The sequence below is a fragment of the Mycobacterium sp. 050134 genome, from assembly GCF_036409085.1.
Classification (GTDB): domain Bacteria; phylum Actinomycetota; class Actinomycetes; order Mycobacteriales; family Mycobacteriaceae; genus Mycobacterium.
The window spans coordinates 227,783-251,030 of the sequence record NZ_JAZGLV010000009.1 but is presented as its reverse complement, the minus strand read 5'-3'; the positions used below and the strand labels follow the sequence as shown (position 1 = coordinate 251,030).

At 69.1% G+C, this 23,248-nt stretch carries 20 protein-coding genes and 2 riboswitches; of the genes, 17 read left to right on the top strand and 3 right to left on the bottom strand.

Features of this window, described 5'->3' with window-relative positions; genetic code table 11:
• Positions 1-133 precede the first annotated feature (133 nt).
• Positions 134-1,072: a sterol desaturase family protein gene (locus SKC42_RS13440; RefSeq protein WP_330964783.1), complete on the top strand. Its 939-nt coding sequence runs from the start codon at positions 134-136 to the stop codon at positions 1,070-1,072.
• A 97-nt stretch (positions 1,073-1,169) separates the two neighbouring features.
• Positions 1,170-1,841, top strand: a complete 672-nt coding sequence (locus SKC42_RS13435; RefSeq protein WP_330964782.1) for an Rv1815 family serine proteinase — start codon at positions 1,170-1,172, stop codon at positions 1,839-1,841.
• On the opposite strand, the gene SKC42_RS13430 is transcribed toward SKC42_RS13435, so the two are convergent.
• Complete coding sequence (locus tag SKC42_RS13430) at positions 1,838-2,278, bottom strand: nitroreductase family deazaflavin-dependent oxidoreductase (protein ID WP_330964781.1); 441 nt, start codon at positions 2,276-2,278, stop codon at positions 1,838-1,840. The genes SKC42_RS13435 and SKC42_RS13430 overlap by 4 nt on opposite strands.
• A 112-nt stretch (positions 2,279-2,390) precedes the next feature.
• Between SKC42_RS13430 and SKC42_RS13425 the strand changes: the two genes are divergently transcribed.
• From SKC42_RS13425 to SKC42_RS13415, 3 genes are all read left to right on the top strand, one after another.
• Entirely contained in the window at positions 2,391-3,089 is a 699-nt protein-coding gene (locus tag SKC42_RS13425) for a TetR/AcrR family transcriptional regulator (RefSeq protein ID WP_330964780.1), read from the top strand.
• A gap of 101 nt (positions 3,090-3,190) precedes the next feature.
• Positions 3,191-3,691: a VOC family protein gene (locus SKC42_RS13420; protein WP_330964779.1), complete on the top strand. Its 501-nt coding sequence runs from the start codon at positions 3,191-3,193 to the stop codon at positions 3,689-3,691.
• 49 nt (positions 3,692-3,740) lie between these two features.
• Positions 3,741-5,210 (top strand): FAD-binding protein, encoded by a 1,470-nt coding sequence (locus SKC42_RS13415; protein WP_330964778.1) that lies wholly within the window; start codon positions 3,741-3,743, stop codon positions 5,208-5,210.
• A 135-nt stretch (positions 5,211-5,345) separates the two neighbouring features.
• On the opposite strand, the gene SKC42_RS13410 is transcribed toward SKC42_RS13415, so the two are convergent.
• Positions 5,346-7,271 carry an ABC transporter ATP-binding protein/permease gene (locus tag SKC42_RS13410; RefSeq protein WP_330964800.1) on the bottom strand — a complete coding sequence of 642 codons (1,926 nt, stop codon included), beginning with the start codon at positions 7,269-7,271 and terminating at the stop codon, positions 5,346-5,348.
• 105 nt (positions 7,272-7,376) lie between these two features.
• Between SKC42_RS13410 and SKC42_RS13405 the strand changes: the two genes are divergently transcribed.
• The 12 genes from SKC42_RS13405 to gcvP all read left to right on the top strand — a co-directional run bounded on the left by SKC42_RS13405 (position 7,377) and on the right by gcvP (position 21,111).
• Entirely contained in the window at positions 7,377-9,020 is a 1,644-nt protein-coding gene (locus SKC42_RS13405) for an acetolactate synthase (RefSeq protein WP_330964777.1), read from the top strand.
• A gap of 104 nt (positions 9,021-9,124) precedes the next feature.
• Positions 9,125-11,473 (top strand): accessory Sec system translocase SecA2, encoded by a 2,349-nt coding sequence (secA2, locus tag SKC42_RS13400; protein ID WP_330964776.1) that lies wholly within the window; start codon positions 9,125-9,127, stop codon positions 11,471-11,473.
• 73 nt (positions 11,474-11,546) lie between these two features.
• Positions 11,547-12,173 carry a CDP-alcohol phosphatidyltransferase family protein gene (locus SKC42_RS13395; RefSeq protein ID WP_330964775.1) on the top strand — a complete coding sequence of 209 codons (627 nt, stop codon included), beginning with the start codon at positions 11,547-11,549 and terminating at the stop codon, positions 12,171-12,173.
• Positions 12,166-13,077, top strand: a complete 912-nt coding sequence (locus SKC42_RS13390; RefSeq protein ID WP_330964774.1) for a DUF881 domain-containing protein — start codon at positions 12,166-12,168, stop codon at positions 13,075-13,077. The genes SKC42_RS13395 and SKC42_RS13390 overlap by 8 nt, the downstream gene beginning before the upstream one ends.
• Positions 13,078-13,108: 31 nt before the next feature.
• Complete coding sequence (locus SKC42_RS13385; RefSeq protein WP_085256694.1) at positions 13,109-13,441, top strand: small basic family protein; 333 nt, start codon at positions 13,109-13,111, stop codon at positions 13,439-13,441.
• Positions 13,442-13,555: 114 nt separating this feature from the next.
• Positions 13,556-14,302 (top strand): DUF881 domain-containing protein, encoded by a 747-nt coding sequence (locus tag SKC42_RS13380; RefSeq protein WP_330964799.1) that lies wholly within the window; start codon positions 13,556-13,558, stop codon positions 14,300-14,302.
• Positions 14,303-14,338: 36 nt separating this feature from the next.
• Entirely contained in the window at positions 14,339-14,737 is a 399-nt protein-coding gene (gene gcvH / locus SKC42_RS13375) for a glycine cleavage system protein GcvH (protein ID WP_330964773.1), read from the top strand.
• A gap of 335 nt (positions 14,738-15,072) precedes the next feature.
• Positions 15,073-15,558 (top strand): glycogen accumulation regulator GarA, encoded by a 486-nt coding sequence (gene garA, locus SKC42_RS13370; RefSeq protein ID WP_085256691.1) that lies wholly within the window; start codon positions 15,073-15,075, stop codon positions 15,556-15,558.
• Positions 15,558-16,307 (top strand): transcriptional regulator FtsR, encoded by a 750-nt coding sequence (ftsR, locus tag SKC42_RS13365; protein WP_330964772.1) that lies wholly within the window; start codon positions 15,558-15,560, stop codon positions 16,305-16,307. Before garA ends, ftsR begins: the two co-directional genes overlap by 1 nt.
• A gap of 116 nt (positions 16,308-16,423) precedes the next feature.
• A complete protein-coding gene (locus tag SKC42_RS13360; RefSeq protein WP_330964771.1) occupies positions 16,424-16,918 on the top strand; it encodes a bifunctional nuclease family protein in 495 nt (164 codons plus the stop codon).
• Between the two features lie 365 nt (positions 16,919-17,283).
• Complete coding sequence (locus SKC42_RS13355) at positions 17,284-17,910, top strand: MerR family transcriptional regulator (RefSeq protein ID WP_330964770.1); 627 nt, start codon at positions 17,284-17,286, stop codon at positions 17,908-17,910.
• A gap of 107 nt (positions 17,911-18,017) precedes the next feature.
• Positions 18,018-18,115: riboswitch (glycine riboswitch) on the top strand.
• Positions 18,116-18,229, top strand: a riboswitch (glycine riboswitch).
• A gap of 44 nt (positions 18,230-18,273) precedes the next feature.
• A complete protein-coding gene (gcvP, locus tag SKC42_RS13350; RefSeq protein ID WP_330964769.1) occupies positions 18,274-21,111 on the top strand; it encodes an aminomethyl-transferring glycine dehydrogenase in 2,838 nt (945 codons plus the stop codon).
• A gap of 4 nt (positions 21,112-21,115) precedes the next feature.
• Here gcvP and SKC42_RS13345 read toward each other — a convergent pair whose 3' ends face one another.
• Entirely contained in the window at positions 21,116-23,194 is a 2,079-nt protein-coding gene (locus SKC42_RS13345) for a substrate-binding domain-containing protein (RefSeq protein ID WP_330964768.1), read from the bottom strand.
• Between the last annotated feature and the right edge of the window lie 54 nt (positions 23,195-23,248).

The window sequence follows — 23,248 nt, the reverse complement described above, 5'->3', positions numbered from 1 at the left end:
GATCAAGGCCCACTGGGCATCGGTAAGCAACTGAAACCGCGACATACCCCAAGCCTCACGCACAACACCCGAAACCATTGTCAGACACGCCCTAGTCCCGGCGCGCACCGCGCCCGGGCCGTAACCTGTTCGTGTGAATGCCGTCACCGGTTTCCTCTCCGGACTGCCCCCGCAGATGCGGGACCCGGTGCTGTTTGCCATTCCCTTCTTCCTGTTGCTGCTCACCCTCGAATGGACGGCGGCCCGCAAGCTGGAGCGCCTGGTGGAGAGCGACGCCGCCCGGCCGGCGTCCGGTGCGCACTTCACCCGCGACTCGCTGACGAGCATCTCGATGGGCTTGGTTTCGGTGGGCACGACGGCCGCCTGGAAGACCCTGGCCTTGTTCGGCTACGCCGCCCTTTATGCCTACTCGGCGCCGTGGCACCTCTCGGCCGCCCGGTGGTACACGTGGGTGATCGCACTGCTCGGGGTCGACCTGCTGTATTACACCTACCACCGGATCGCCCACCGGGTGCGGCTGATCTGGGCGACCCACCAGGCACACCACTCCAGCGAGTACTACAACTTCGCCACCGCCCTGCGCCAGAAGTGGAACAACAGCGGTGAGATCCTCATGTGGGTCCCGTTGCCGCTGTTGGGAGTTCCGCCCTGGATGGTGTTCTTCTCGTTCTCGCTGAGCCTGATCTACCAGTTCTGGATCCACACCGAGCGAATCGACAAGCTGCCGCGTCTGTTCGAGTTCGTCTTCAACACGCCGTCGCACCACCGCGTGCACCACGGCATGGACCAGCTGTACCTGGACAAGAACTACGGCGGCATCCTCATCGTGTGGGACCGGCTCTTCGGCACGTTCCAGCCCGAGGTCTTCCGCCCGCACTACGGCCTCACCAAGCCGGTGGACACCTTCAACATCTGGAAGCTCCAGACGCGCGAGTACGTCGCCATCGCCCGCGACTGGCGTTCGGTGAACCGCCTGCGGGACCGGCTGGGCTACGTCTTTGGGCCGCCGGGATGGGCCCCGCGGGCGGCCGCCCGGGCCGCCGATCCGGTCGCCGTCGTGACCTCTCCGTAACGTCCACGCCCCGCATAACGAAACAGTCACAGAGGGGACGCATCCGCCGTACCCTCGACTTGCGGTCGATACTTCTCACCACGACGGATCGGAGTTCATGGTGCGCCGCCTGGCATTCCACGCGTTCGCCGCGTTGGTCTCCGTAGCAGTTCTGGCCTGGCTGGCGCCCGCGCCCGCCCGCGCCGATCCCACCCTGGTCTTTCCGGGCATGGAGATCCATCAAGACACCCGGCTGTGCACGCTGGGCTACGTCGACCCCGGGATGCGGGTCGCCTTCACCGCCGGGCATTGCCGCGGCGCGGGAGTGGTCTACGACCGGGACAACCACGTCATCGGCCGCCTGGCGACGTTCCGCGACAACACGCCCAGTGGCACGACGGTGGCGACCGACCAGGTCATCTCGGACTACGAGGCGATCGTGCTCGACGACGGCGTCTCGGTGAGCAATGTGCTGCCCGGTGGGCGGCGGCTGGAGAACAACCCGGGCGCGGCGCTCCAGCCAGGGCAGCCGGTCTGCCATTTCGGCATCATCACCGGCGAGACCTGCGGCACGGTGGAAAGCGTCAACAACGGGTGGTTCACCATGTCGCACGGCGTGCAGAGCCAGCGAGGCGACTCCGGCGGTCCCGTGTACCTGCCCAACGGGGGCACCGGCCAGATCGTCGGCATCTTCAACAGCGTCTGGGGCGACCTGCCGGCCGCGGTATCGTGGCGCGCCACCTCCGACCAGGTCCGCCAGGACCTCGGGGTGACCGACAACCCTCGTTAGCGCACGAGGGCGAACACCGGCATGGTCGGTGCGGCCGCCCGCAGCTCGTCGTCGCTGCTGTCCGGCGTCAGCCCGGCGACGACGTCCTTGACCTGCCAGTACCACCGCTCCAGGTAGCGCCTGAGCAACTCGGGTTTGGCGGCGTCGTCGACCTCGCTCACCAGGGCGTGTCGGTGACGCCAGCGCGGCCCCACCTCCACGGCACCCGCGGCCCGGACGTTGCGCGCCCACTGCGTGTTGCCGCGCGGAGAGACGAGATAGTCGACGCCGTCAACCGTCAGGATGTTGACCACCACGCTGCGCGACTTTCCGCTCTTGCGGCCGCGAACGCGCAGCGCGCGGGTCCCTGCGATGCTGATCCCCGCCTCGGCGAGCCAGCGGATCGGCGCGTTGGCGGCCCGGGTGAGCCGGTTCGGTTCCTCGTAGCGCGTGGCCATGATCGCCCTTCCGTCGTGTCCGATTAGAGAGCACCGCTCTCTTTAGGCACAACGTTCCACACCGTCCGGCGAAAAGCAAGAGCGGTGTTCTCCCTCATGTCAGACTGACGACGTGGGCAAACGCCAGGAGTCGCGCGAGCAGATCGAGACCCAGATCATCGAGCTGGGGCGGCGGCAGCTGGTGGACCGCGGCGCGGCCGGGTTGTCGGTGCGCGCGATCGCCCGCGAGCTCGGCATGGTGTCCTCGGCCGTGTACCGCTACGTGTCCAGCCGCGACGACCTCCTGACCCTGCTGCTGGTCGACGCCTATTCCGACCTCGCCGACACCGTGGACCGCGCGCGCGAGGCCGTCGGCGACGTGTGGAGCGACGACGTGATGGCCATCGCGCGCGCGGCGCGGTGCTGGGCCGTCGAGCACCCGGCCCGCTGGGCGTTGCTGTACGGGACGCCGGTGCCGGGCTATCACGCCCCGGTCGATCGCACGGTGCAGCCCGGCACCCGCGTGGTCGGGGCGTTCTTCGACGCCGTCGCCGCCGGAATCACCACCGGCGACATCCGGTTGACCAACGACGTTGCGCCGCAACCCCTTTCCTCTGATTTCGAACGGCTTCGCCAGGAGTTCGGCTTTCCCGGCGACGACCAGGTGGTCACGAAGTGCTTCCTGCTGTGGGCCGGCGTGCTGGGAGCGATCAGCCTGGAGGTGTTCGGCCAGTACGGCGCGGACACGCTGACCGACCCCGAGGCGGTGTTCGAGGCGCAGCTTGGGTTGCTGATCGACGTGTTGGGCCAGCACCCGCCAGCCGCCAACTAGAACGTGTTCACCCCGGTTCGCCGGGGCGCCGAAGGCCCTCCTCGGCAAAGGCTCCCCGGACCCCTTCTGGCGGCGGGCGCGCTCCGCTATCCTGCGAGACGATGACCGCCCCCGTTCCATCGCCGACACAGATCGCGTGGGTCACGCCGGATCTGGACGCCACCGAAACCGCCCTCACCGGCCTGTTAGGGGTTCGCAAGTGGGTGCGCATTCCCAACGTGCACTTTGCTCCGGAGACATGCAGCTACCGCGGCAAACCGGCCGACTTCGTTGCCAGCATCTCCCTGAGCTATCTCGGCGACATGCAGCTGGAACTCATCGCGCCGGTCAGCGGCGAGAACATCTATAGTGAATTTCTGCGCGAATCAGGGCCGGGGCTGCATCACATCTGCACTGAGGCCCAGACGCCGGAGGGGTTCGATGCGGCCCTCGCCGACGCCGCCGAGCGGGGCGCGGCGGTGGTGCAACAGGGCGTGATGCCCGGCGGCATTCAATTCGCGTACGTGTCCGCCCCGGATGCGGGGGTGCCTTACCTGGAGATCGCCTACATCGCGCCCGAGATGCGGGCGTTCTACGACTACATCAAGCAGGAGCAGCGGTGACTCGCATCAGGAACGATGCAGAACTCAGCGATGTAGAGGAGTGGCGCCAATGAGCACCGAGATACCGGCCACGGTCCGCGCCGCCGACGTGCCGTCGTGGTCGGACGACTTCGATGTTGTGGTGATCGGCTTCGGCATCGCGGGAGGCTGCGCGGCCGTCAGCGCCGCCGCGGCAGGCGCCCGGGTGCTGGTGCTGGAGCGCGCCGCCGCCGCGGGCGGCACGACTTCCCTTGCCGGAGGCCATTTTTACCTCGGCGGCGGAACCGCAGTGCAGCGGGCGACCGGCCATCCGGATTCGCCCGACGAGATGTACAAGTACTTGGTGGCCGTCTCGCGGCAGCCCGACCACACCAAGATTCGCGCCTACTGCGACGGCAGCGTCGAGCATTTCGACTGGCTGGAAGAGCTCGGATTCCAGTTCGAGCGCAGCTACTTTCCTGGGAAGGCCGTGATTCAGCCCAACACCGAGGGGCTGATGTTCACCGGCAACGAGAAGGTCTGGCCGTTCCTGGAGAAGGCGGTGCCGGCGCCCCGCGGCCACAAGGTCCCGGTACCCGGCGACACCGGCGGCGCCAGCATGGTCATCGAGCTGCTGCTGAAGCGCGCCGCCGGCCTGGGCGTGCAGATCCGGTACGAAACGGGCGCCACCCAGCTCGTCGTCGACGACTCCGGTGTGACCGGCGTGATATGGAAACAGTTCTCCGAAACCGGTGCGATCAAGGCAAAGTCGGTCATCGTCGCCGCCGGGGGATTCGTGATGAACCCGGAGATGGTGGCCGAGCACACCCCGAAACTCGCCGAGAAACCTTTTGTGCTCGGCAACACCTATGACGACGGCCTCGGGATCCGGATGGGCGTGTCCGCGGGCGGCGCCACGCAGCACATGGACCAGATCTTCATCACGGCGCCGCCGTACCCGCCGTCGATCCTGCTGACGGGCATCATCGTCAACAAGCTCGGGCAGCGGTTCGTCGCCGAGGACTCCTACCACTCCCGGACCGCCGGCTTCATCATGGACCAGCCGGACAGTGCGGCCTACCTGATCGTCGACGAGGCGCATCTGGAGCACCCGAAGATGCCGCTGGTTCCGCTGATCGACGGCTGGGAAACCGTCGCCGAGATGGAGTCCGCGCTCGGGGTCCCCGAGGGGAACCTCGTCACGACGCTGGACCGGTACAACACGCACGCCGCGCGCGGGGAGGACCCGGACTTCCACAAGCAGCCGGAATTCCTTGCGGCACAAGACAAAGGGCCGTGGGGGGCGTTCGATATGTCGCTGGGCAAGGCGATGTATGCCGGCTTCACCATCGGCGGCCTGGCCACCTCCGTGGACGGCGAGGTGCTGCGCGAGGACGGGACCGTCGTGCCCGGGCTGTACGCGGCCGGGGCGTGCGCGTCCAACATCGCCCAGGACGGCAAGGGTTACGCCAGCGGGACGCAGCTGGGGGAGGGCTCGTTCTTTGGGCGCCGCGCCGGAGCGCACGCCGCTCAGCGGGCGGCGGGCGCGCAGGCGCGCTAACACCCAGCCGGAGCGCACGCCGCTCAGTTTTCACGGATCGAGATCGACGTTAACGCGAAAAAGTGCGAGTGAACCGCACGCTCGCGTCAATCTCGGCGCAACTAAGCCGGGCGACCTCGGCGCAAAGCTCGCGCGCTAGACGCCCGCGGGCTCCTTTTTCTCCTCGACCGGACCCAGCCGCCATTCGCCCCCGCCGAGCAGCCGGAGTTCCTGGGCGTGATGCTGCTCGACGGCGGGTCGGTGGCTCACGCTGACCACCACGCAGTCCGGCAGCTCGGCGCGGAGCAGCTGGTAGAGCGCGAATTCCAGCCCCACGTCGAGCGCCGAGGTGGCCTCGTCCAGGAAGACGGCCTTGGGCCTGGTCAGCAGGATGCGCGCAAACGCGACGCGTTGCTGCTCGCCCGGCGACAGCACCTTGGCCCAGTCCTGCTCTTCGTCGAGCCGGGGAATCAGGGGTGCCAGCGCAACCTTGGTCAACACCTCGCGCAGCTCGTCGCCGGAAAAGGCGTCCGGCGAATTCGGGTAGCACACCACAGTCCGCAGCGTGCCCAGCGGCACATACGGCAACTGCGAGAGGAACATCGTCGCGTGGTCACCCTCGGGGCGGCACAGCGTGCCCGAGGCGTAGGGCCACAACTCGGCCAGGCTGCGCAGCAGCGTCGTCTTGCCCGCGCCCGAGCGGCCGGTGATCACCAGCGAGTCGCCGTCGTCCAGCGAGACGTCCAGCGGGTCGATCAACCGGTCGCCGCCGGGCGTGCGCACCTCGACGTCGCGCAGTTCGACGGTCGCCTGCTCGCTCGGCTTGACCAGCATGGTCGGCAACGCCCGGCCCTTGGCGTTGGCGTCGACCAGTCCGTGCAACCGGATGATCGCCGCGCGGAAGGCGGCGAAGGCGTCGTAGTTGGTGCGGAAGAACGACAGCGATTCCTGGATGTTGCCGAACGCCTGCGCGCTCTGGGTCACGTCACCGAAGTCGATCCTTCCGGCGAAGAGCCGCGGCGCCTGGATCACCCAGGGCAGCGGGACGATGGCCTGCGACATCGAGAAGTTCCACCCGCCGAAGATGATGGTCCGCCGGACGAACCGCCGGTAGTTGTCGATGATCGGCGTGAACCGCTGCCACAGCTGCGCCCGCTCGACCCGCTCGCCGCGGTAGAAGCCGATCGCCTCGGCCGCGTCCCGCAGGCGGACGAGGGAGTACCGGAACGCGGCGTTGAGTTTCTCGTTGTTGAAGCTCAGCCAGATCAGCGGATGACCCAGCCAGATCGCGACGACAGTGGCGAAAAAGACGTACACCAGCACGGTCCAGAACATGGCGCGGGGCAGGTCGACGCCCAGGATTGTCAGGTTCCCGGACAAGTTCCACAGGATCGCGGCGAACGAAATTACCGACGCGACGGCATTGACGGCCCCGAACAGCAGGGTGCTGCCCGTCCCGTTCCCCGGCGAGTTGGGCGTACCACCCGCGTTCGCGGTGAAGATGTCGATGTCCTGCTGGATGCGCTGATCGGGGTTGTCAATGGTGTTGTCGATGAACAGGTCCCGGTAGTACGCCCTGCCCTCGAGCCAGTCGTCGGTCAGGTGGGCCGTCAGCCACATGCGCCAGGCGATAATAAATCGCTGGGTCAGATATAGGTCGGTGAGTATTCGGAACACGTACAGCGTCGCCAGCAGGACGAAGATGCCGATCGACGCCCAAAAGCCGTGTATCCCCGACTGTTTGACCTCGTCATCGCCGGTCGCGATGCCCTGAACCGCCATTTGGACCGCGGTGTACATGTCGTTGCTCTGGTAGCTGAACAACACCATGAGGCGCACGCCGAGGAGCACCGACAACAAGAGCACGCCAAGCATCAGCCAGACACGAAAGCTCCGGATGCCGGAGAAGTATCCCCGGGTGATCCGCCAGAACTGCTGCCCCCACGGCGTCGAGAACCTGAACACCACGAGCACCACGGCCAAGCAGACGGCGCTGATCGCCCAGGCGATGGCGACCCACCGCAATGAGTCCAGGGGCGCCGCCGACCAATCGATCGATGGCTTGAACAACTTCGGGCGCAAGGTCATTTCTCCTTCTGGTCGAGGCCGAAGGGCGACGTCGTCCGGCGCTTTGCGACTTGAAATCCTTCGGCGAAGGTACCCGAAGGCGGTCGATAGGCTGCGGTTATGACACCCGACGCCGTTCCCACCCAAACATTTCACGCCGGCCGGCTGATCGCGCGGCGGCTCAAGGCCAGCGGCGTCAACACCGTCTTCACGCTGTCCGGCGGCCACCTGTTCTCCCTGTACGACGGCTGCCGTGAGGAGGGTATCCGGCTGATCGACACCCGGCACGAACAGACCGCGGCCTTCGCCGCCGAGGGCTGGTCGAAGGTCACCCGGGTGCCGGGCGTCGCCGCGCTCACCGCCGGGCCGGGCGTCACCAACGGGATGAGCGCGATGGCGGCGGCGCAGCAAAACCAGTCGCCGCTGGTGGTGCTGGGCGGCCGGGCGCCAGCGGGCCGGTGGGGCATGGGTTCGCTACAGGAGATCGACCACGTCCCGTTCGTGGCGCCGCTGGCCCGCTTCGCCGCCACCGCACAGTCGGCCGACGACGCCGGCAGGCTGGTCGACCAGGCGCTGCGCACGGCCGTCGCCGCACCCTCGGGCGTGTCCTTCGTCGACTTCCCGATGGATTACGCGTTCTCGATGACCGACGACGACGGGCGTCCCGGCGCGCTGGCCGACGTACCGCCGTGCCCGGGTCCCGCCGGCGCTGCCCTGGACCGGGCCGCCGCCCTGCTAGCCAAGGCGCGCCGGCCGGTGATCATGGCCGGCACCAACCTGTGGTGGGGCCGCGGCGAGGCCGCGCTGCTGCGGCTCGCCGAGCAGCGGCAGATCCCCGTGCTGATGAACGGGATGGCCCGCGGCGCGGTTCCCGCCGACCACCCGCTCGCCTTCTCGCGGGTACGCGGAAAGGCGTTGGGAGAGGCCGACGTTGCGCTCATCGTCGGGGTGCCGATGGACTTCCGGCTGGGCTTCGGCGGGGTCTTCGGGCCGGAAACGCAGCTCGTCGTGATCGATCGCGTCAAGCCGGAACGTAACCACCCCCGCCCCGTCGACGCCGAACTCTACGGCGATTTGCTGACGATCTTCGCGGGGCTGGCGGCGACGGGGGAGATCGACCACCGGAACTGGATCGACGAACTGCGCACCGCCGAGACCGCGGCGCGGGCCAAGGAGAGGGCCGAGCTCGCCGACGACCGCGTCCCGCTGCACCCGATGCGGGTCTACGCCGAGCTGGCGCCGCTGCTGGATCGCGACGCGATCGTCGTCATCGACGCCGGCGATTTCGGCTCCTACGCCGGCCGGGTGATCGACAGCTACCTGCCGGGCTGCTGGCTGGACAGCGGGCCGTTCGGCTGCCTGGGTTCTGGCCCCGGCTACGCGCTGGCCGCCAAGCTGGCCCACCCGGATCGCCAGGTGGTGCTGCTGCAAGGGGACGGCGCTTTCGGCTTCAGCGGCATGGAGTGGGACACGCTGGTCCGGCACCACGTCCCGGTCGTGTCGGTCATCGGCAACAACGGGATCTGGGGCCTGGAAAAGCACCCGATGGAGGCGCTGTACGGCTACTCGGTGGTGGCGGAGCTGCGGCCGGGCACGCGCTACGACGAGGTGGTGCGCGCCCTGGGCGGCCATGGCGAGCTGGTGTCCACGCCGGCCGAGCTACGGCCGGCGCTGGAACGCGCCTTCGCCAGCGGCATGCCCGCCGTGGTCAACGTGCTCACCGACCCGAACGTCGCCTACCCCCGCCGCTCGAACCTCGCCTGACGAACGCGAGCGTGCGCAGATGTACCGCCGACCGCGGCGCGTCGCGGGCAAACACGCACGCTCGCGGGCGATGGCGAGGCAGGCGGCTCGCGTACCGTTGACCTGTGCCGAAGACCAGCTCCGCCCAATCCGGCCGCCTGACCAGCCGCTTCTGGCGGTTGCTGGGCGCCAGCACCGAAAAGAACCGCAACCGTTCGCTCTCGCAGGTGACCTCCTCGTCGGAATACGAGAAGGAGGCCGCCGACCTCACCGACGAGAAGCTCGTCAAGGCGACCGGGCTGCTCAAGCTCGACGATCTCGCGGAGTCCGACGACATCCCGCAGTTCCTGGCGATCGCCCGCGAGGCGGCGGAACGGTCGACGGGCCTGCGCCCGTTCGACGTGCAGCTGCTGGGGGCGCTGCGCATGCTCGCCGGCGACGTGATCGAGATGGCGACCGGCGAGGGTAAGACCCTCTCCGGCGCTATCGCGGCGGCCGGATACGCGCTGGCCGGGCGGCACGTCCACATCGTGACGATCAACGACTACCTCGCCCGCCGCGACGCCGAGTGGATGGGCCCGCTGCTCGAGGCCATGGGCCTGACGGTCGGCTGGATCACCGCGGAGTCGACGAGCGAGGAGCGCCGGACCGCGTACGGCTGCGACGTCGCCTATGCCTCGGTCAACGAGATCGGCTTCGACGTGCTGCGCGACCAGCTGGTGACCGACGTCGACGACCTGGTGTCGCCCAACCCCGACGTAGCCCTGATCGACGAGGCCGACTCCGTCCTGGTAGACGAGGCGCTGGTGCCGCTGGTGCTGGCCGGGACCACCCACCGGGAAACGCCGCGGGTGGAGATCATCAAGCTGGTGGGGGAGCTGACCCCCGAGGTCGACTACGACACCGACGCCGACAGCCGCAACGTCCACCTGACCGACGCCGGGGCGCGCAAGGTCGAGAAGGCGCTGGGCGGGATCGACCTGTACTCCGAGGAACATGTCGCCACCACGCTGACCGAGGTGAACGTCGCGCTGCACGCGCACGTGCTGCTGCAGCGCGACGTGCACTACATCGTTCGCGACGACGCGGTGCACCTCATCAACGCCTCGCGCGGCCGGATCGCGCAGCTGCAGCGCTGGCCGGACGGCCTGCAGGCCGCCGTCGAGGCCAAGGAGGGCATCGAGACCACCGAGACCGGTGAGGTGCTGGACACCATCACCGTGCAGGCGCTGATCAACCGCTACACCACCGTGTGCGGCATGACCGGCACCGCGCTGGCGGCGGGCGAGCAGCTGCGCCAGTTCTACAAGCTCGGCGTGTCCCCGATCCCGCCGAACGCCCCCAACATCCGCGAGGACGAGTCCGACCGCGTCTACATCACCGCGGCCGCCAAGAACGACGCGATCGTCGCCCACATCGCCGAGGTGCACGAGACCGGTCAGCCCGTGCTGGTCGGCACCCGCGACGTGGCCGAGTCTGAGGAGTTGCACGAGCGGCTGGTGCGCCGCGGCGTTCCCGCCGTTGTGCTGAACGCCAAGAACGACGCCGAGGAGGCGAAGGTGATCGCCGAGGCCGGCGAGTTCGGCAGGGTCACGGTCTCCACCCAAATGGCCGGGCGCGGCACCGACATCCGGCTGGGCGGCCCCGACGAGGCCGACCACGACCGGGTGGCCGAACTCGGCGGGCTGCACGTCGTCGGCACCGGGCGGCACCACACCGAGCGCCTGGACAACCAGCTGCGCGGCCGCGCCGGACGCCAGGGCGACCCGGGGTCGTCGGTGTTCTTCTCGAGCTGGGAGGACGACGTCGTCGCGGCGAACCTCGACCACAACAAGCTGCCGATGCAGACCGACGAGGACGGGCGGATCGTCAGCCCCAAGGCGGCCGGCCTACTCGACCACGCTCAGCGGGTCGCCGAGGGCCGGATGCTCGACGTGCACGCCAACACCTGGCGGTACAACCAGCTGACCGCCCAGCAGCGGGCCATCATCGTGGACCGCCGTGACACTTTGCTGCGCACGCCGACCGCGCGCGAGGAGCTCGCCGAGTTGGCGCCGAAGCGGTACGAGGAGCTGTCCGAGATCCTCTCCGTGGGAGCATCTCCCGCTTGCGGGGGAGAGCGCCTGGAGAAGATCTGCCGGCAGATCATGCTGTACCACCTTGACCGCGGCTGGGCGGATCACCTCGCCTACCTGGCCGACATCCGCGAGAGCATCCACCTGCGCGCCCTGGGCCGACAAAACCCGCTCGACGAGTTCCACCGGCTCGCTGTCGACGCCTTCGCGTCGCTCGCCGCCGACGCCGTCGAGGCGGCTCAGCAGACGTTCGAGACGGCGAACGTCCTCGAGGAGGAGCAGGGTCTGGACCTGTCCAAGTTGGCGCGCCCGACGTCGACGTGGACCTACATGGTCAACGACAACCCGTTGTCCGACGACACGCTGTCCACGCTCAGCCTGCCCGGAGTGTTCCGCTAACCGGTTCGGCTCCTTCCGCCGAGTGCGCGGCCAGCCGGGCGCTCGCCGTTCGCCCCGACTAAGGTCACGGCTCATGGAGCCGGTGCTTCCGCCCGATCGGGTGCTGACGGTGCCCAACGCCCTGAGCGTGATCCGCCTAGCACTTATCCCGGTGTTCGCCTACGCGCTGCTGTTCGCCCACGCCAACGGCTGGGCAGTCGCGATCCTGATGTTCAGCGGCGCCTCGGACTGGGCCGACGGCAAGATCGCGCGGCTGCTCGACCAGTCCTCACGGCTCGGCGTCTTGCTCGACCCGGCCGTCGACCGTCTCTACATGGTCGCCGTTCCCATCGTCTTGGCGCTCGACCGGATCGTGCCGTGGTGGTTCGTCATCGTGCTGCTGGCGCGCGACGGCCTGCTGGCCGCGACGCTGCCGCTGCTGCGCAGCCGCGGGCTGTCGGCGCTGCCGGTGAGCTATGTCGGCAAGGCGGCGACCTTCGCGCTCATGTCCGGCTTTCCGCTGGTCCTGCTCGGGACGGGGGGCGCGGTGTGGAGCCGGGTGCTACGGGCCTGCGGCTGGGGCTTCCTGGGCTGGGGGATATACGCGTACCTGTGGGCGTTCGTGCTCTACGGGGTGCAGATGACGCTGGTGATGCGCCGGCTGCCCAAGCTCGGACACGGTGCCCAACCGGTCACCGGCGGGGTGGGTGAGCATGGCTGAGCCCGATCGCCTGCTCGGCGGCTACGACCCCAACGCGGGCCACCGGCCACATGTGGCGCGGCCGAACCACATCCCGGTGCCGTCGCTGCTGCGCGCACTGCTCTCGGAACACCTCGATCCCGGCTACGCCGCCGCCGCCCGGCGCGCCGAACCGGGCACCGCTGCGCGGCGGGTCGCCGGCTGGATGTGGCAGGCGGTGGCGGCACTGCTGATCGCCGCCGTGTTCGCCGCGGCGGTGGCCCAGGCGCGTTCGGTGGCGCCCGGAGTGCACAATGCGCAGCAGCTGCTCGTGCGCAGCGTCCGGTCGACGGAGGCGACGGCCGGCAAGCTGTCCCAGCGGCGCGCCGAGCTGTCGACCCGCGTCGACGACGTCCAACGCCTCGCCCTGGCCGACGACGCCGAGGGGCAGCGCCTGCTGAGCCGTCTCGACGCGCTCAGCCTCGCCGCGGCCAGCACACCCGTCATCGGCCCGGGCCTGACCGTGACGGTCACCGATCCCGGTGCCGGCCCGAACCTTTCCGACGTCTCCAAGCAGCGAGTCAGCGGGAGCAGGCAGATCATCCTGGACCGCGACCTGCAGCTGGTCGTCAATGCGCTGTGGGTTAGCGGCGCCGAGGCCATCTCCGTCGGGGGCGTCCGGATTGGCCCCGGGGTGACCATCCGACAGGCCGGCGGCTCGATCCTAGTCGACAACAACCCCACCGCCAGCCCGTACGCGATCCTCGCGATCGGACCGCCGCACTCCATGCGGGACACTTTCGACCGCAGCCCGGGACTGCAGCGCCTGCGGCTGCTGGAGGTCTCCTATGGTGTCGGTGTGACGGTCAACGTGGGCGACGGCCTGTCGCTGCCCGCCGGATCGGTCCGCGAGGTCAAGTTCGCCAAACAGATTGGGCCCCAGTGACAACGGTCGCTACCCGAACGGGACAACCCGCATGATCGGCATCGCCGCGCTGGCAATCGGCATCGTGCTGGGCCTGATCTTCCACCCCGCGGTCCCCGAGGTCATCCAGCCCTATCTGCCGATCGCGGTGGTCGCCGCGCTCGACGCGGTGTTCGGCGGGCTGCGCGCGTACCTGGAACAGATCTTCGACCCCAAGGTCTTCGTGGTGTCGTTCGTGTTCAACGTCTTCGTCGCCGCCCTCATCGTCTATGTCGGCGATCAACTGGGCGTCGGCACCCAGCTGTCGACGGCCATCATCGTGGTGCTGGGCATCCGCATCTTCGGCAACGCCGCCGCCCTGCGGCGCCGGCTGTTCGGGGCGTGAGGCCGTGGAGTCGAGGTGAGTTCTTCAGTAGGCGGGGAGCCGGAGGGGCCGGCGGACGACGAAAGCCGTGACGCGCCAAGCCGGCACGACGCCGCGCCGCATGGCCGCCACGAGCTGCCGGGGAAGCGGCCGCGTCCGTTCAGGGGCTCGTTCGCGCTGCCGCGCGGCGGTCGTTCCCGGATGGCGTTCGGGGCGCTGGCGGCCCTGCTGTGCCTCCTGCTGGGGGTCGCCATCGTCACCCAGGTGCGCCAGACCAAGACCGGTGACTCGCTGGACACGGCGCGGCCCGCGGACCTGTTGGTGCTGCTGGATTCCCTGCGCCAGCGCGAGGCCACGCTGAACACCGAAGTGGGCGAACTGCAGGACACGCTGAACTCACTGCAGGCGTCGGGAAACACCGATCAGGCCGCCATCCAGCGGGCCCAGGCCCGGCTCACCACCCTGTCCATCCTGGTCGGCGCGGTGGGCGCCACCGGCCCCGGCGTCACCGTCACGATCGATGACCCCGGGCCCGGGGTTTCCCCGGATGTGATGCTCGACGTGATCAACGAGCTGCGCGCCGCCGGCGCCGAGGCGATCGAGGTCAACGACGCGCACCAGTCGGTGCGGGTCGGTGTCGACACCTGGGTGGTGGGGACCCCCGGCTCACTGACCGTCGACACCATGACTCTGTCGCCGCCGTATTCGGTTCTGGCGATTGGCGATCCGCCCACTCTGGCCGCGGCGATGAACATCCCCGGCGGCGCAGAGGACAGCATCAAGCGGGTGGGGGCACGAATGTCGGTGCAGCAGGCCGACCGGGTGGACGTGGCCACCTTGCGGCAACCAAAACCGCACCAATACGCTCAGCCCGTCAAGTGAACGAGCCCGACCAGATGCGAGCAGACAGGACTACTTGTGAGCGATATCCCGGCCGACCTGTACTACACCGCCGAACACGAGTGGGTGCGCCGAAGCGGTGATGACACCGTACGGGTAGGGATCACCGACTTCGCGCAGTCGGCGCTGGGCGACGTCGTCTACGTGCAGCTGCCGGACGTCGGCGCCGAATTGACCGCGGGGGAGTCCTTCGGTGAGGTCGAGTCGACGAAGTCGGTGTCGGACCTCTTCGCGCCGGTCTCGGGCACGGTGTCCGCGGTCAACGGCGAGCTGGAAGGCAGTCCGCAGCTGGTGAATTCGGACCCGTACGAGGCCGGCTGGATCCTGGACGTCCGGGTTTCGGACCCCGCCGCCCTGGAGTCGGCGATCTCGGGGCTGCTCGACGCAGAGGCGTACCGCGGAACACTGACCGAATAGCGATTGCTAATGTCCCTGCCAGCCCCCGCACGGCCACATGAACGGTCCGGCCGGCCCGCGGGGGGGCCGCCCGGTTGCGGGGGGCGGGAATTCACCTCGAGAGGGAGGTTTCCCGGCCGCGGGTGGGGGAAGCCAGGCAATCGGGCTTTCTCTCCTCGCGGGGTGGAATAATTCCGACCGGTGCGCGGTACGGTCGACAGAACGACACTAGAGAGCGGGCGGACGAGCGAGGATCGGCGATACCGGGCGAAGAAGAACCGCCAAGAGGACCTAGTGAAGCAGCCGGCCGAGCGGCCCGGTCAGACAACGCCACAGCGGCCAGTGAGGAGCAGCGCGTGACGGACATGGACTCCGATTTTGGGAAAGACCAGACATCTGACGAAGTTACCGTGGAGACGACTTCCGTCTTCCGTGCCGACTTCCTGAACGAACTGGACGCCCCCGCACAGTCGGGGGCCGAGAGCGCTGTTTCCGGGGTCGAGGGGCTCCCGGCGGGCTCGGCGTTGCTGGTCGTCAAACGGGGGCCGAACGCCGGATCGCGCTTCCTGCTCGACCAGCCGGTCACCTCCGCCGGCCGGCACCCCGACAGCGACATCTTCCTGGACGACGTCACGGTCAGCCGCCGTCACGCCGAATTCAGGTTGGAGAACAACGAATTCCACGTCGTCGACGTCGGTAGCCTCAACGGTACCTACGTCAACCGCGAGCCGGTCGATTCGGCGGTGCTGGCCAACGGCGACGAGGTGCAGATCGGCAAGTTCCGCCTGGTCTTCCTGACCGGGCCGAAGCAGGGCGACGACGAGGGAGGATCCTCAGGGTAGTGAGCGCACCCGATAGCCCGGCGCTGGCCGGGATGTCGATTGGGGCTGTCCTCGAGCTGTTGAGGCCGGATTTCCCCGATGTCACGATCTCCAAGATCCGATTCTTGGAGGCCGAGGGACTGGTGACGCCTCAGCGTGCTGCCTCGGGATACCGCAGGTTCACCGCGTACGACTGCGCGCGGCTGCGGTTCATCCTCACCGCGCAGCGCGACCACTACCTGCCGTTGAAGGTGATCAGGGCACAGCTGGACGCCCAGCCCGACGGCGAACTCCCCCCGTTCGGATCCCCTTACGGCGTACCGCGATTGGTTTCCGTCGCGGGAAGCGGCGAGGCCGGGCCCGAACCCGCATCCGACGCGGCCGCGGTGGCGCCCGCCCACATCCGGCTGAGCCGCGAAGACCTGCTCGAGCGCTCGGGTGTAGACGACGCACTGCTGACGTCGCTCCTCAAGGCCGGGGTGATCACCACCGGACCCGGCGGCTTCTTCGATGAGCACGCCGTGGTGATCCTGCAGTGTGCGCGGGCGCTGGCGGACTACGGCGTGGAGCCCCGGCACCTGCGCGCCTTCCGTTCGGCCGCCGACAGGCAGTCCGACCTGATCGCCCAAATCGCTGGTCCGGTAGTCAAAGCCGGGAAGGCCGGTGCCCGCGACCGCGCCGACGACTTGGCCCGCGAGGTGGCGGCGCTCGCGATCACGCTGCACACCTCGCTGGTCAAATCCGCCGTTCGCGACGTTCTCCATCGCTGAGGACTAGACTTCGGTCGGACGGGCTTGGTTTCGGCGACAAGGAGAGGTCATGGTGTTCGACCGTGTCGCCGCACCGAGCGTGTGGCCACGGCAGCATGTGCGGAGGGCAGACACAGATGGGTGAAGTTCGTGTTGTCGGCATTCGCGTCGAGCAGCCGCAGAACCAGCCGGTGCTGTTGCTGCGCGAGGCCAACGGTGACCGCTACCTGCCGATCTGGATCGGTCAGTCCGAGGCTGCCGCCATCGCGCTCGAGCAGCAGGGCGTCGAGCCGCCGCGCCCGCTGACGCACGACTTGATCAGGGACATCATTGCGGCGCTTGGGCATTCGCTGAAGGAAGTGCGCATCGTCGACCTGCAAGAGGGCACCTTCTACGCGGACCTCGTCTTCGACCGGAACATCACCGTGTCGGCGCGCCCGTCGGACTCCGTGGCGATCGCGCTGCGGGTGGGAGTCCCGATCTACGTCGAGGAGGCCGTCCTCGCCCAGGCCGGCCTGCTAATCCCGGACGAGAGCGACGAAGAGGGCGGCACCGCGGTGCGGGAGGACGAGGTGGAGAAGTTCAAGGAATTTCTCGACAGCGTATCGCCGGACGACTTCAAAGCCACCTAGCGTTCTGACGATGCGCGCCGTTCCAACGGCGCGAGGAGGAAGAGCGCCATCCCACCGAACGTTCTGACGATGCGCGCCGTTCCAACGGCGCGAGGAGGAAGGCGGTGTGGTCGCGACGGGGTGCGCGCGGCCACTACGCTGGACGTCGATATCACGGATCCGTCTCATCTGGCGCCGGGATGTCGACACGCCTGGCGGATAGCGCCCCCTCTCAGCCCGGCGACGGCCATACTTTGATGACGACTTAAGGCGCGGCGGCTATCGAAAAGCGTAAGCTCTCTAGCACTCGGGCCTGAGCAACGTGGCTGCGTCGCAGCCAGACATGCAGCCAGTAACGAGAGCGCGATCGGCGAGAGGAACCCACCGTGAGCGAGCAGCCACGTCAGGAACAGCTGGACCTAGCCGGCCAGGCGCACGCAAGGGGTGACTCCCCGGTCACAGCAGCGAGTGTCCCGGTCCAGCCCGGTCTCTTCCCCGACGATTCCGTCCCCGACGAGCTTGTCGGTTACCGCGGACCCAGCGCCTGCCAGATCGCCGGTATCACGTACCGCCAGCTGGATTACTGGGCCCGGACGTCCCTGGTGGTCCCGTCGATCCGGAGCGCGGCCGGCTCCGGCAGTCAGCGGCTCTACTCGTTCAAGGACATCCTGGTCCTCAAGATCGTTAAGCGGCTCCTCGACACCGGCATCTCGCTGCACAACATCCGGGTCGCGGTCGACCACCTGCGCCAGCGCGGCGTGCAGGATCTGGCCAACATCACGTTGTTCTCGGACGGCACCACGGTCTACGAGTGCACGTCGGCCGAAGAGGTCGTCGACTTACTGCAGGGCGGCCAGGGCGTGTTCGGCATCGCCGTGTCGGGCGCGATGCGGGAACTGACCGGCGTGATCGCCGACTTCCCGGGCGAGCGGGCCGACGGCGGCGAGTCCATCGCGGCGCCGGAGGACGAGCTGGCCTCGCGGCGTAAGCACCGCGACCGCAAGATCGGCTGAGAGCGCCCCACTCTTCCCCCGCGAGCGTGCGCAGATGCATGCCTGTAGCGGCGTGTCGCCGGACAAACACGCACGCTCGCGGTCACCAAGTAGACTGGGCAACGCGTCGCACTCGAGCGGGAGAGTTTCGTGGCTGCCAGTCACGAACGCCGAAGGAGCAACACCTCTCCGTCAACCTCTCAGGCACCCGGACCGCGCGAGTAAACGATGCCTCTGGAAAGCGGTGGTGACACACCCGCCGATGGGGAAAGGCGCCGGGCATCAGCCGGCACCGAATCTCTCAGGCGCCCGGCGAACGGGTGAAGACAGAGGGGGAGGGCCGTCAGTCCTCTGCCTTTGCTTGCTCACCTCAGGAGTATCGCCGTGTCCGACCAATCCACATTCGCCGCCCGCCACATCGGCCCGGACAGCCAGGCGGTGGCGGCGATGCTCGCCGTCATCGGAGTCGACTCGCTCGACGAGCTCGCGGCCAAGGCCGTCCCCAGCGGCATCCTCGACAAGACCACCGGAACCGGGGCCGCGCCGGGCCTCGACCGGCTGCCGCCCGCCGCCACCGAGGCCGAGGCGCTCGCCGAGTTGCGCGCTCTGGCCGACGCCAACACCGCCGCGGTGTCGATGATCGGGCAGGGCTACTACGACACGCTCACCCCGCCGGTGCTGCTGCGCAACATCATGGAGAACCCCGCCTGGTACACCGCTTACACGCCGTACCAGCCGGAGATTAGCCAGGGCCGCCTCGAGGCGCTGCTGAACTTCCAGACGATGGTGTCCGACCTCACCGGGCTGGAGGTCGCCAACGCGTCGATGCTCGACGAGGGCACCGCGGCCGCCGAGGCGATGACGCTGATGCACCGCGCGGCCAAGGGCAGCGCGAACCGGCTCGCGGTGGACGTCGACGTGTTCGCCCAGACCGCGGCGGTGCTGGCCACCCGGGCCCGGCCGCTGGGCATCGAGATCGTCCGCGCCGACCTGCGCGAGGGCCTTCCGGAGGGCGAGTTCTTCGGGGTCGTCGCCCAGCTGCCCGGGGCCAGCGGCCGCATCACCGACTGGTCGGCCCTGGTGACGCAGGCCCACGACCGCGGGGCGCTGGTGGCCGTCGGGGCGGACCTGCTGGCGTGCACGCTGATCACGCCGCCCGGCGAGATCGACGCCGACGTGGCGTTCGGCAGCACGCAGAGGTTCGGCGTGCCAATGGGATTCGGCGGCCCGCACGCGGGATACCTCGCCGTGCACGCCAAGCACGCCCGCCAGCTGCCCGGCCGGCTGGTCGGGGTGTCTTTGGATGCCGACGGGTCACCGGCCTACCGGCTCGCGTTGCAGACCCGCGAGCAGCACATCCGCCGGGACAAGGCGACCAGCAACATCTGCACGGCGCAGGTGCTGCTGGCGGTGATGGCGGCCATGTACGCCAGTTACCACGGGGCCGGCGGGCTCGCCGCAATCGCGCGCCGCGTGCACGCGCATGCCGAGACCATCGCGGGCGCGTTGGGCGCGGCGGCCAACACAGCGTTGGTGCACGACTCCTACTTCGACACGGTGCTGGCCCGGGTGCCCGGCCGCGCCGACGAGGTGATCGCCGCGGCGAAGGCCAACGGCATCAACCTGTGGCGCGTCGACGACGACCACGTGTCGGTGGCCTGCGACGAAGCAACGACCGAGGCGCACGTGGCGATCGTCCTGCAGGCCTTCGGTGCGTCCGCCACCGAGCCGGCCCGCGCCGACATCGCGACGCGCACATCGGAGTTCCTGACCCATCCCGCCTTCACCCAGTACCGCACCGAGACGGCCATGATGCGCTACCTGCGCGCGCTGGCGGACAAGGACGTCGCGCTGGACCGCAGCATGATTCCGCTGGGATCGTGCACCATGAAGCTCAACGCCGCCGCCGAGATGGAACCGATCACCTGGCCGGAATTCGCGCGCCAGCACCCGTTCGCCCCGGCCTCCGACGCGCCGGGGTTGCGCCGGCTCATCAGCGATCTTGAGACGTGGCTGGTGCACATCACCGGGTACGACGCCGTCTCGCTGCAACCCAACGCCGGCTCGCAGGGCGAGTACGCCGGCCTGCTAGCGATCCACGACTACCACGCCAGCCGGGGCGAACCGCACCGTGACATCTGCCTGATCCCGTCTAGCGCGCACGGCACCAACGCGGCGTCGGCCGCCCTGGCCGGCATGCGGGTGGTGGTGGTGGCCTGCCACGACAACGGCGACGTCGACCTCGACGACCTGCGCGCCAAGGTCGCCGAGCATGGCGACCGGCTGTCGGCGCTGATGGTCACCTACCCGTCCACCCATGGGGTATATGAGCACGACATCGCCGAGATCTGCGCGGCGGTGCACGATGCCGGCGGCCAGGTGTACGTCGACGGCGCCAACCTCAACGCGCTGGTGGGTCTGGCCCGCCCGGGCAGGTTCGGCGGCGACGTCAGCCACCTCAACCTGCACAAGACGTTCTGCATCCCGCACGGGGGCGGGGGCCCCGGGGTGGGGCCAGTGGCCGTGCGCTCGCACCTGGCCCCGTTCCTGCCCGGGCACCCGTATGGTCCCGAATTGCCCGGTGGCCACCCGGTGTCGTCGGCGCCCTATGGATCGGCCTCGATCCTGCCGATCAGCTGGGCCTACATCCGGATGATGGGTGCAGACGGCCTGCGCGCGGCGTCGCTCACCGCGATCGCCTCCGCCAACTACATCGCGCGGCGCCTCGACGAGTACTTCCCGGTGCTCTACACCGGGGAGAACGGCATGGTGGCCCACGAGTGCATCCTCGACCTGCGCGGCATCACCAAGTCGACCGGCGTGACCGTCGATGATGTCGCAAAGCGGCTGGCCGACTACGGTTTTCACGCGCCGACGATGAGCTTCCCGGTGGCCGGCACACTAATGGTGGAGCCGACCGAGAGCGAGACGCTGACCGAGGTCGACGCGTTCTGCGAGGCCATGATCGCGATCCGCCACGAGATCGACCGGGTGGGCGCGGGGGAGTGGCCCGTTGATGACAACCCGCTGCGCGGTGCGCCCCACACGGCCGACTGCCTGCTGGTCGCCGACTGGGACCACCCGTACACCCGCGAGGAGGCCGCCTACCCGCTGGGCAAGGGCTTCCGGCCGAAGGTGTGGCCGCCGGTGCGCCGCATCGACGGCGCCTACGGCGACCGGCACCTGGTGTGCTCGTGCCCGCCGGTGGAGGCGTTTGCCTAGGGCGTCAGCTCAGGTAGTTGCCGATCGCCGCGGCCAGTGCGGGCGACGCGGACGTGGGGAGATTCTGGTAGCCGCCACCGCTGAGCTGGGCGACGGCCTCCCAGGTCGCCCGGTCCGGGTCGGCGCCGAAATCGATGACGTTGACGGCGATCGGCTTGGCCGGGTCGGCGCTCTTGCGGATGAAGTCCTGCAGGCCCGGCCCGTCCAGCGATTGGTCGGTGTGCGGCCCGGCCGTGATCACGAGTATCGAATTAGTCTGGCCAGCAACGTAAGTTGTTTGCATCCCCTGGTAGATCATTCGCAGCGTGGTGAAGGACACCGCCCCGCCGGCCGACGAGTACTGCTTGTCCAGCGCCGCCGTCAGCGCGGCCGTCCGCGGCTGCCCATTCACGGGATCCGACAGCGGCCCGCTGGCCACCTCCGACCGGCCCTCGTGGCCGTCGAAGGTCCACAGCCCCACGATCGCGGACGGCGGCAGCACCTTGATCCTGTCCTGCAGCGCGGCGATCACATTCGCCAACCGGGTCTTTCCGCCCTCGTCACCGGGCATCGACTGGTCCAGCATGATGGTCGCGGCCAGTCCGCTCGACGGGGCGGCCATGGCCTCGGCGAGCGTCGCGCGCGTCGCGTCGTCACCCACCGACAGGGTGGCGGGCAGGGCCGGGAAACTGGTGACCGGGCTGCTCGGCGGCTTGACGCCGTTCACCCGGAACCCCGCCTGGGCGAGCTTGGCCAGCTGCTCGGGCTTGTGCATGAAGCGGGCGAACTCGCTGGCCGCCGACGTCTGTTCCTGGGTGAGCCACTTCCCGCTGAGCAGGACGGTCGGATAGTCGGCGACCGGCACCGGACCCGGCGGCAGCCAGGAGCCCAGCGTGGCCTTCGCATCCGACAGCGACTGGCCGCGCTCGAAGACCTGCTGCTCGGTGGTGATGACCGCGTGCACCGGTGCGGTCGCCGCATCGCCGGGCTTGACGAGCGCGTTCATGGCCTCGGTCAACGAGTTGTCCGCCAGCTTCGGCTGCGCGCTGAGCAGGGTGCGGACGGCGCCGGTGCCCTGGGTCGCCGGGGCGCCCGCGGGGACGGAGGCGGCCGCCACCGCCTCGCCGGCCAGAAACGACGCGTCGCCGTTGCCGCCGGTCGGCAGCGCCAGCCGCAGCGATCCCCAGGCCGGTAAGTTCAACGGGCCCAACGAGTTCGGATTGGTCTGCAGGCCCGGCAACGCCGCCCAGTTCTGGTTGCCCAGCGCCTGCTGCAGTTCGGGCCGCACCGCGAGGACGACCGGGGAGGTCACGAGCGAGTGGTTGTCGGTGATGGTCTTCTGACCCGTCGCCGCCGACAGCCGCGCGGCGGAGACCGAGCTGCCCGGGATCCACAACGCTGGTTCGCCGCCCAGCTCCGCGGGCCACTTGCCGATGAAACCGCCGAGCACCGCGTCGGAGTTCGCGGGCTTGACGCCCACCACCATGCAATGGTCTCGGACCGGGCTCGCCGACGAGTTGAAGTTCTCCGCCAGTTGCGCAATGGGCTGCGCGATGGACGGGTCGGCGATGACGGCGACCGGTTCTTGACCTCCGACGCAGCGGCCTGCGGCCTGGTGGGAGCGGTGCGACAGCGCGTCGCCGAAGAAGCTCCACAGGATCACGCTGGCCACCACCACGACCACGGCGACCAGCGCGACGATCACGCCGATGCTGACCCCGCGGCGGCCCCCTTCGCTGCGATGACCGCCCCGCCAGTCCCCGAGGCCCCGGTGCCCGGCGCGACGGAACAGGGACGGCGGGGAGGCCGCTGGCTCCGCCGTCGCCGGCGCCGCCTGCCGCGGGGAAAACTCCGGGTACTCGTCGGCCGTCCCACCCCCGAAGGCGTCCGCGGGGTAGCGGTCCTCCTCGATGTCCTCGCCCGCGAGGTCCTCGTCGGTGACGCGGTGACCGAACTCGCCGGTCGAGTCGATCGCGGCGCCCGAGTCGTCGTCCCAATAGTGCTGACGGCTCTGCGTGCCCGCCTCCGGCTCGTCGGCGAAGGTGGCGGCGCCGGCGGGCTCGTCGACGGAGTCCTCAGGGTCGGGCAAACTGTGCCTACCCATAGTGGTGCCCGCCGCCTCTCCGTCTGGTCGCCACGCGCCGCCCATGACGCGCGT

Bases quoted from the DNA above. Each gene is read 5' to 3' on its own strand.
- SKC42_RS13435 (WP_330964782.1), top strand. From the start codon at position 1,170: ATGGTGCGCCGCCTGGCATTCCACGCGTTCGCCGCGTTGGTCTCCGTA.
- SKC42_RS13430 (WP_330964781.1), bottom strand. From the start codon at position 2,278: ATGGCCACGCGCTACGAGGAACCGAACCGGCTCACCCGGGCCGCCAAC.
- SKC42_RS13420 (WP_330964779.1), top strand. From the start codon at position 3,191: ATGACCGCCCCCGTTCCATCGCCGACACAGATCGCGTGGGTCACGCCG.
- SKC42_RS13415 (WP_330964778.1), top strand. From the start codon at position 3,741: ATGAGCACCGAGATACCGGCCACGGTCCGCGCCGCCGACGTGCCGTCG.
- SKC42_RS13405 (WP_330964777.1), top strand. From the start codon at position 7,377: ATGACACCCGACGCCGTTCCCACCCAAACATTTCACGCCGGCCGGCTG.
- SKC42_RS13395 (WP_330964775.1), top strand. From the start codon at position 11,547: ATGGAGCCGGTGCTTCCGCCCGATCGGGTGCTGACGGTGCCCAACGCC.
- SKC42_RS13390 (WP_330964774.1), top strand. From the start codon at position 12,166: ATGGCTGAGCCCGATCGCCTGCTCGGCGGCTACGACCCCAACGCGGGC.
- SKC42_RS13385 (WP_085256694.1), top strand. From the start codon at position 13,109: ATGATCGGCATCGCCGCGCTGGCAATCGGCATCGTGCTGGGCCTGATC.
- SKC42_RS13360 (WP_330964771.1), top strand. From the start codon at position 16,424: ATGGGTGAAGTTCGTGTTGTCGGCATTCGCGTCGAGCAGCCGCAGAAC.
- SKC42_RS13345 (WP_330964768.1), bottom strand. From the start codon at position 23,194: ATGGGTAGGCACAGTTTGCCCGACCCTGAGGACTCCGTCGACGAGCCC.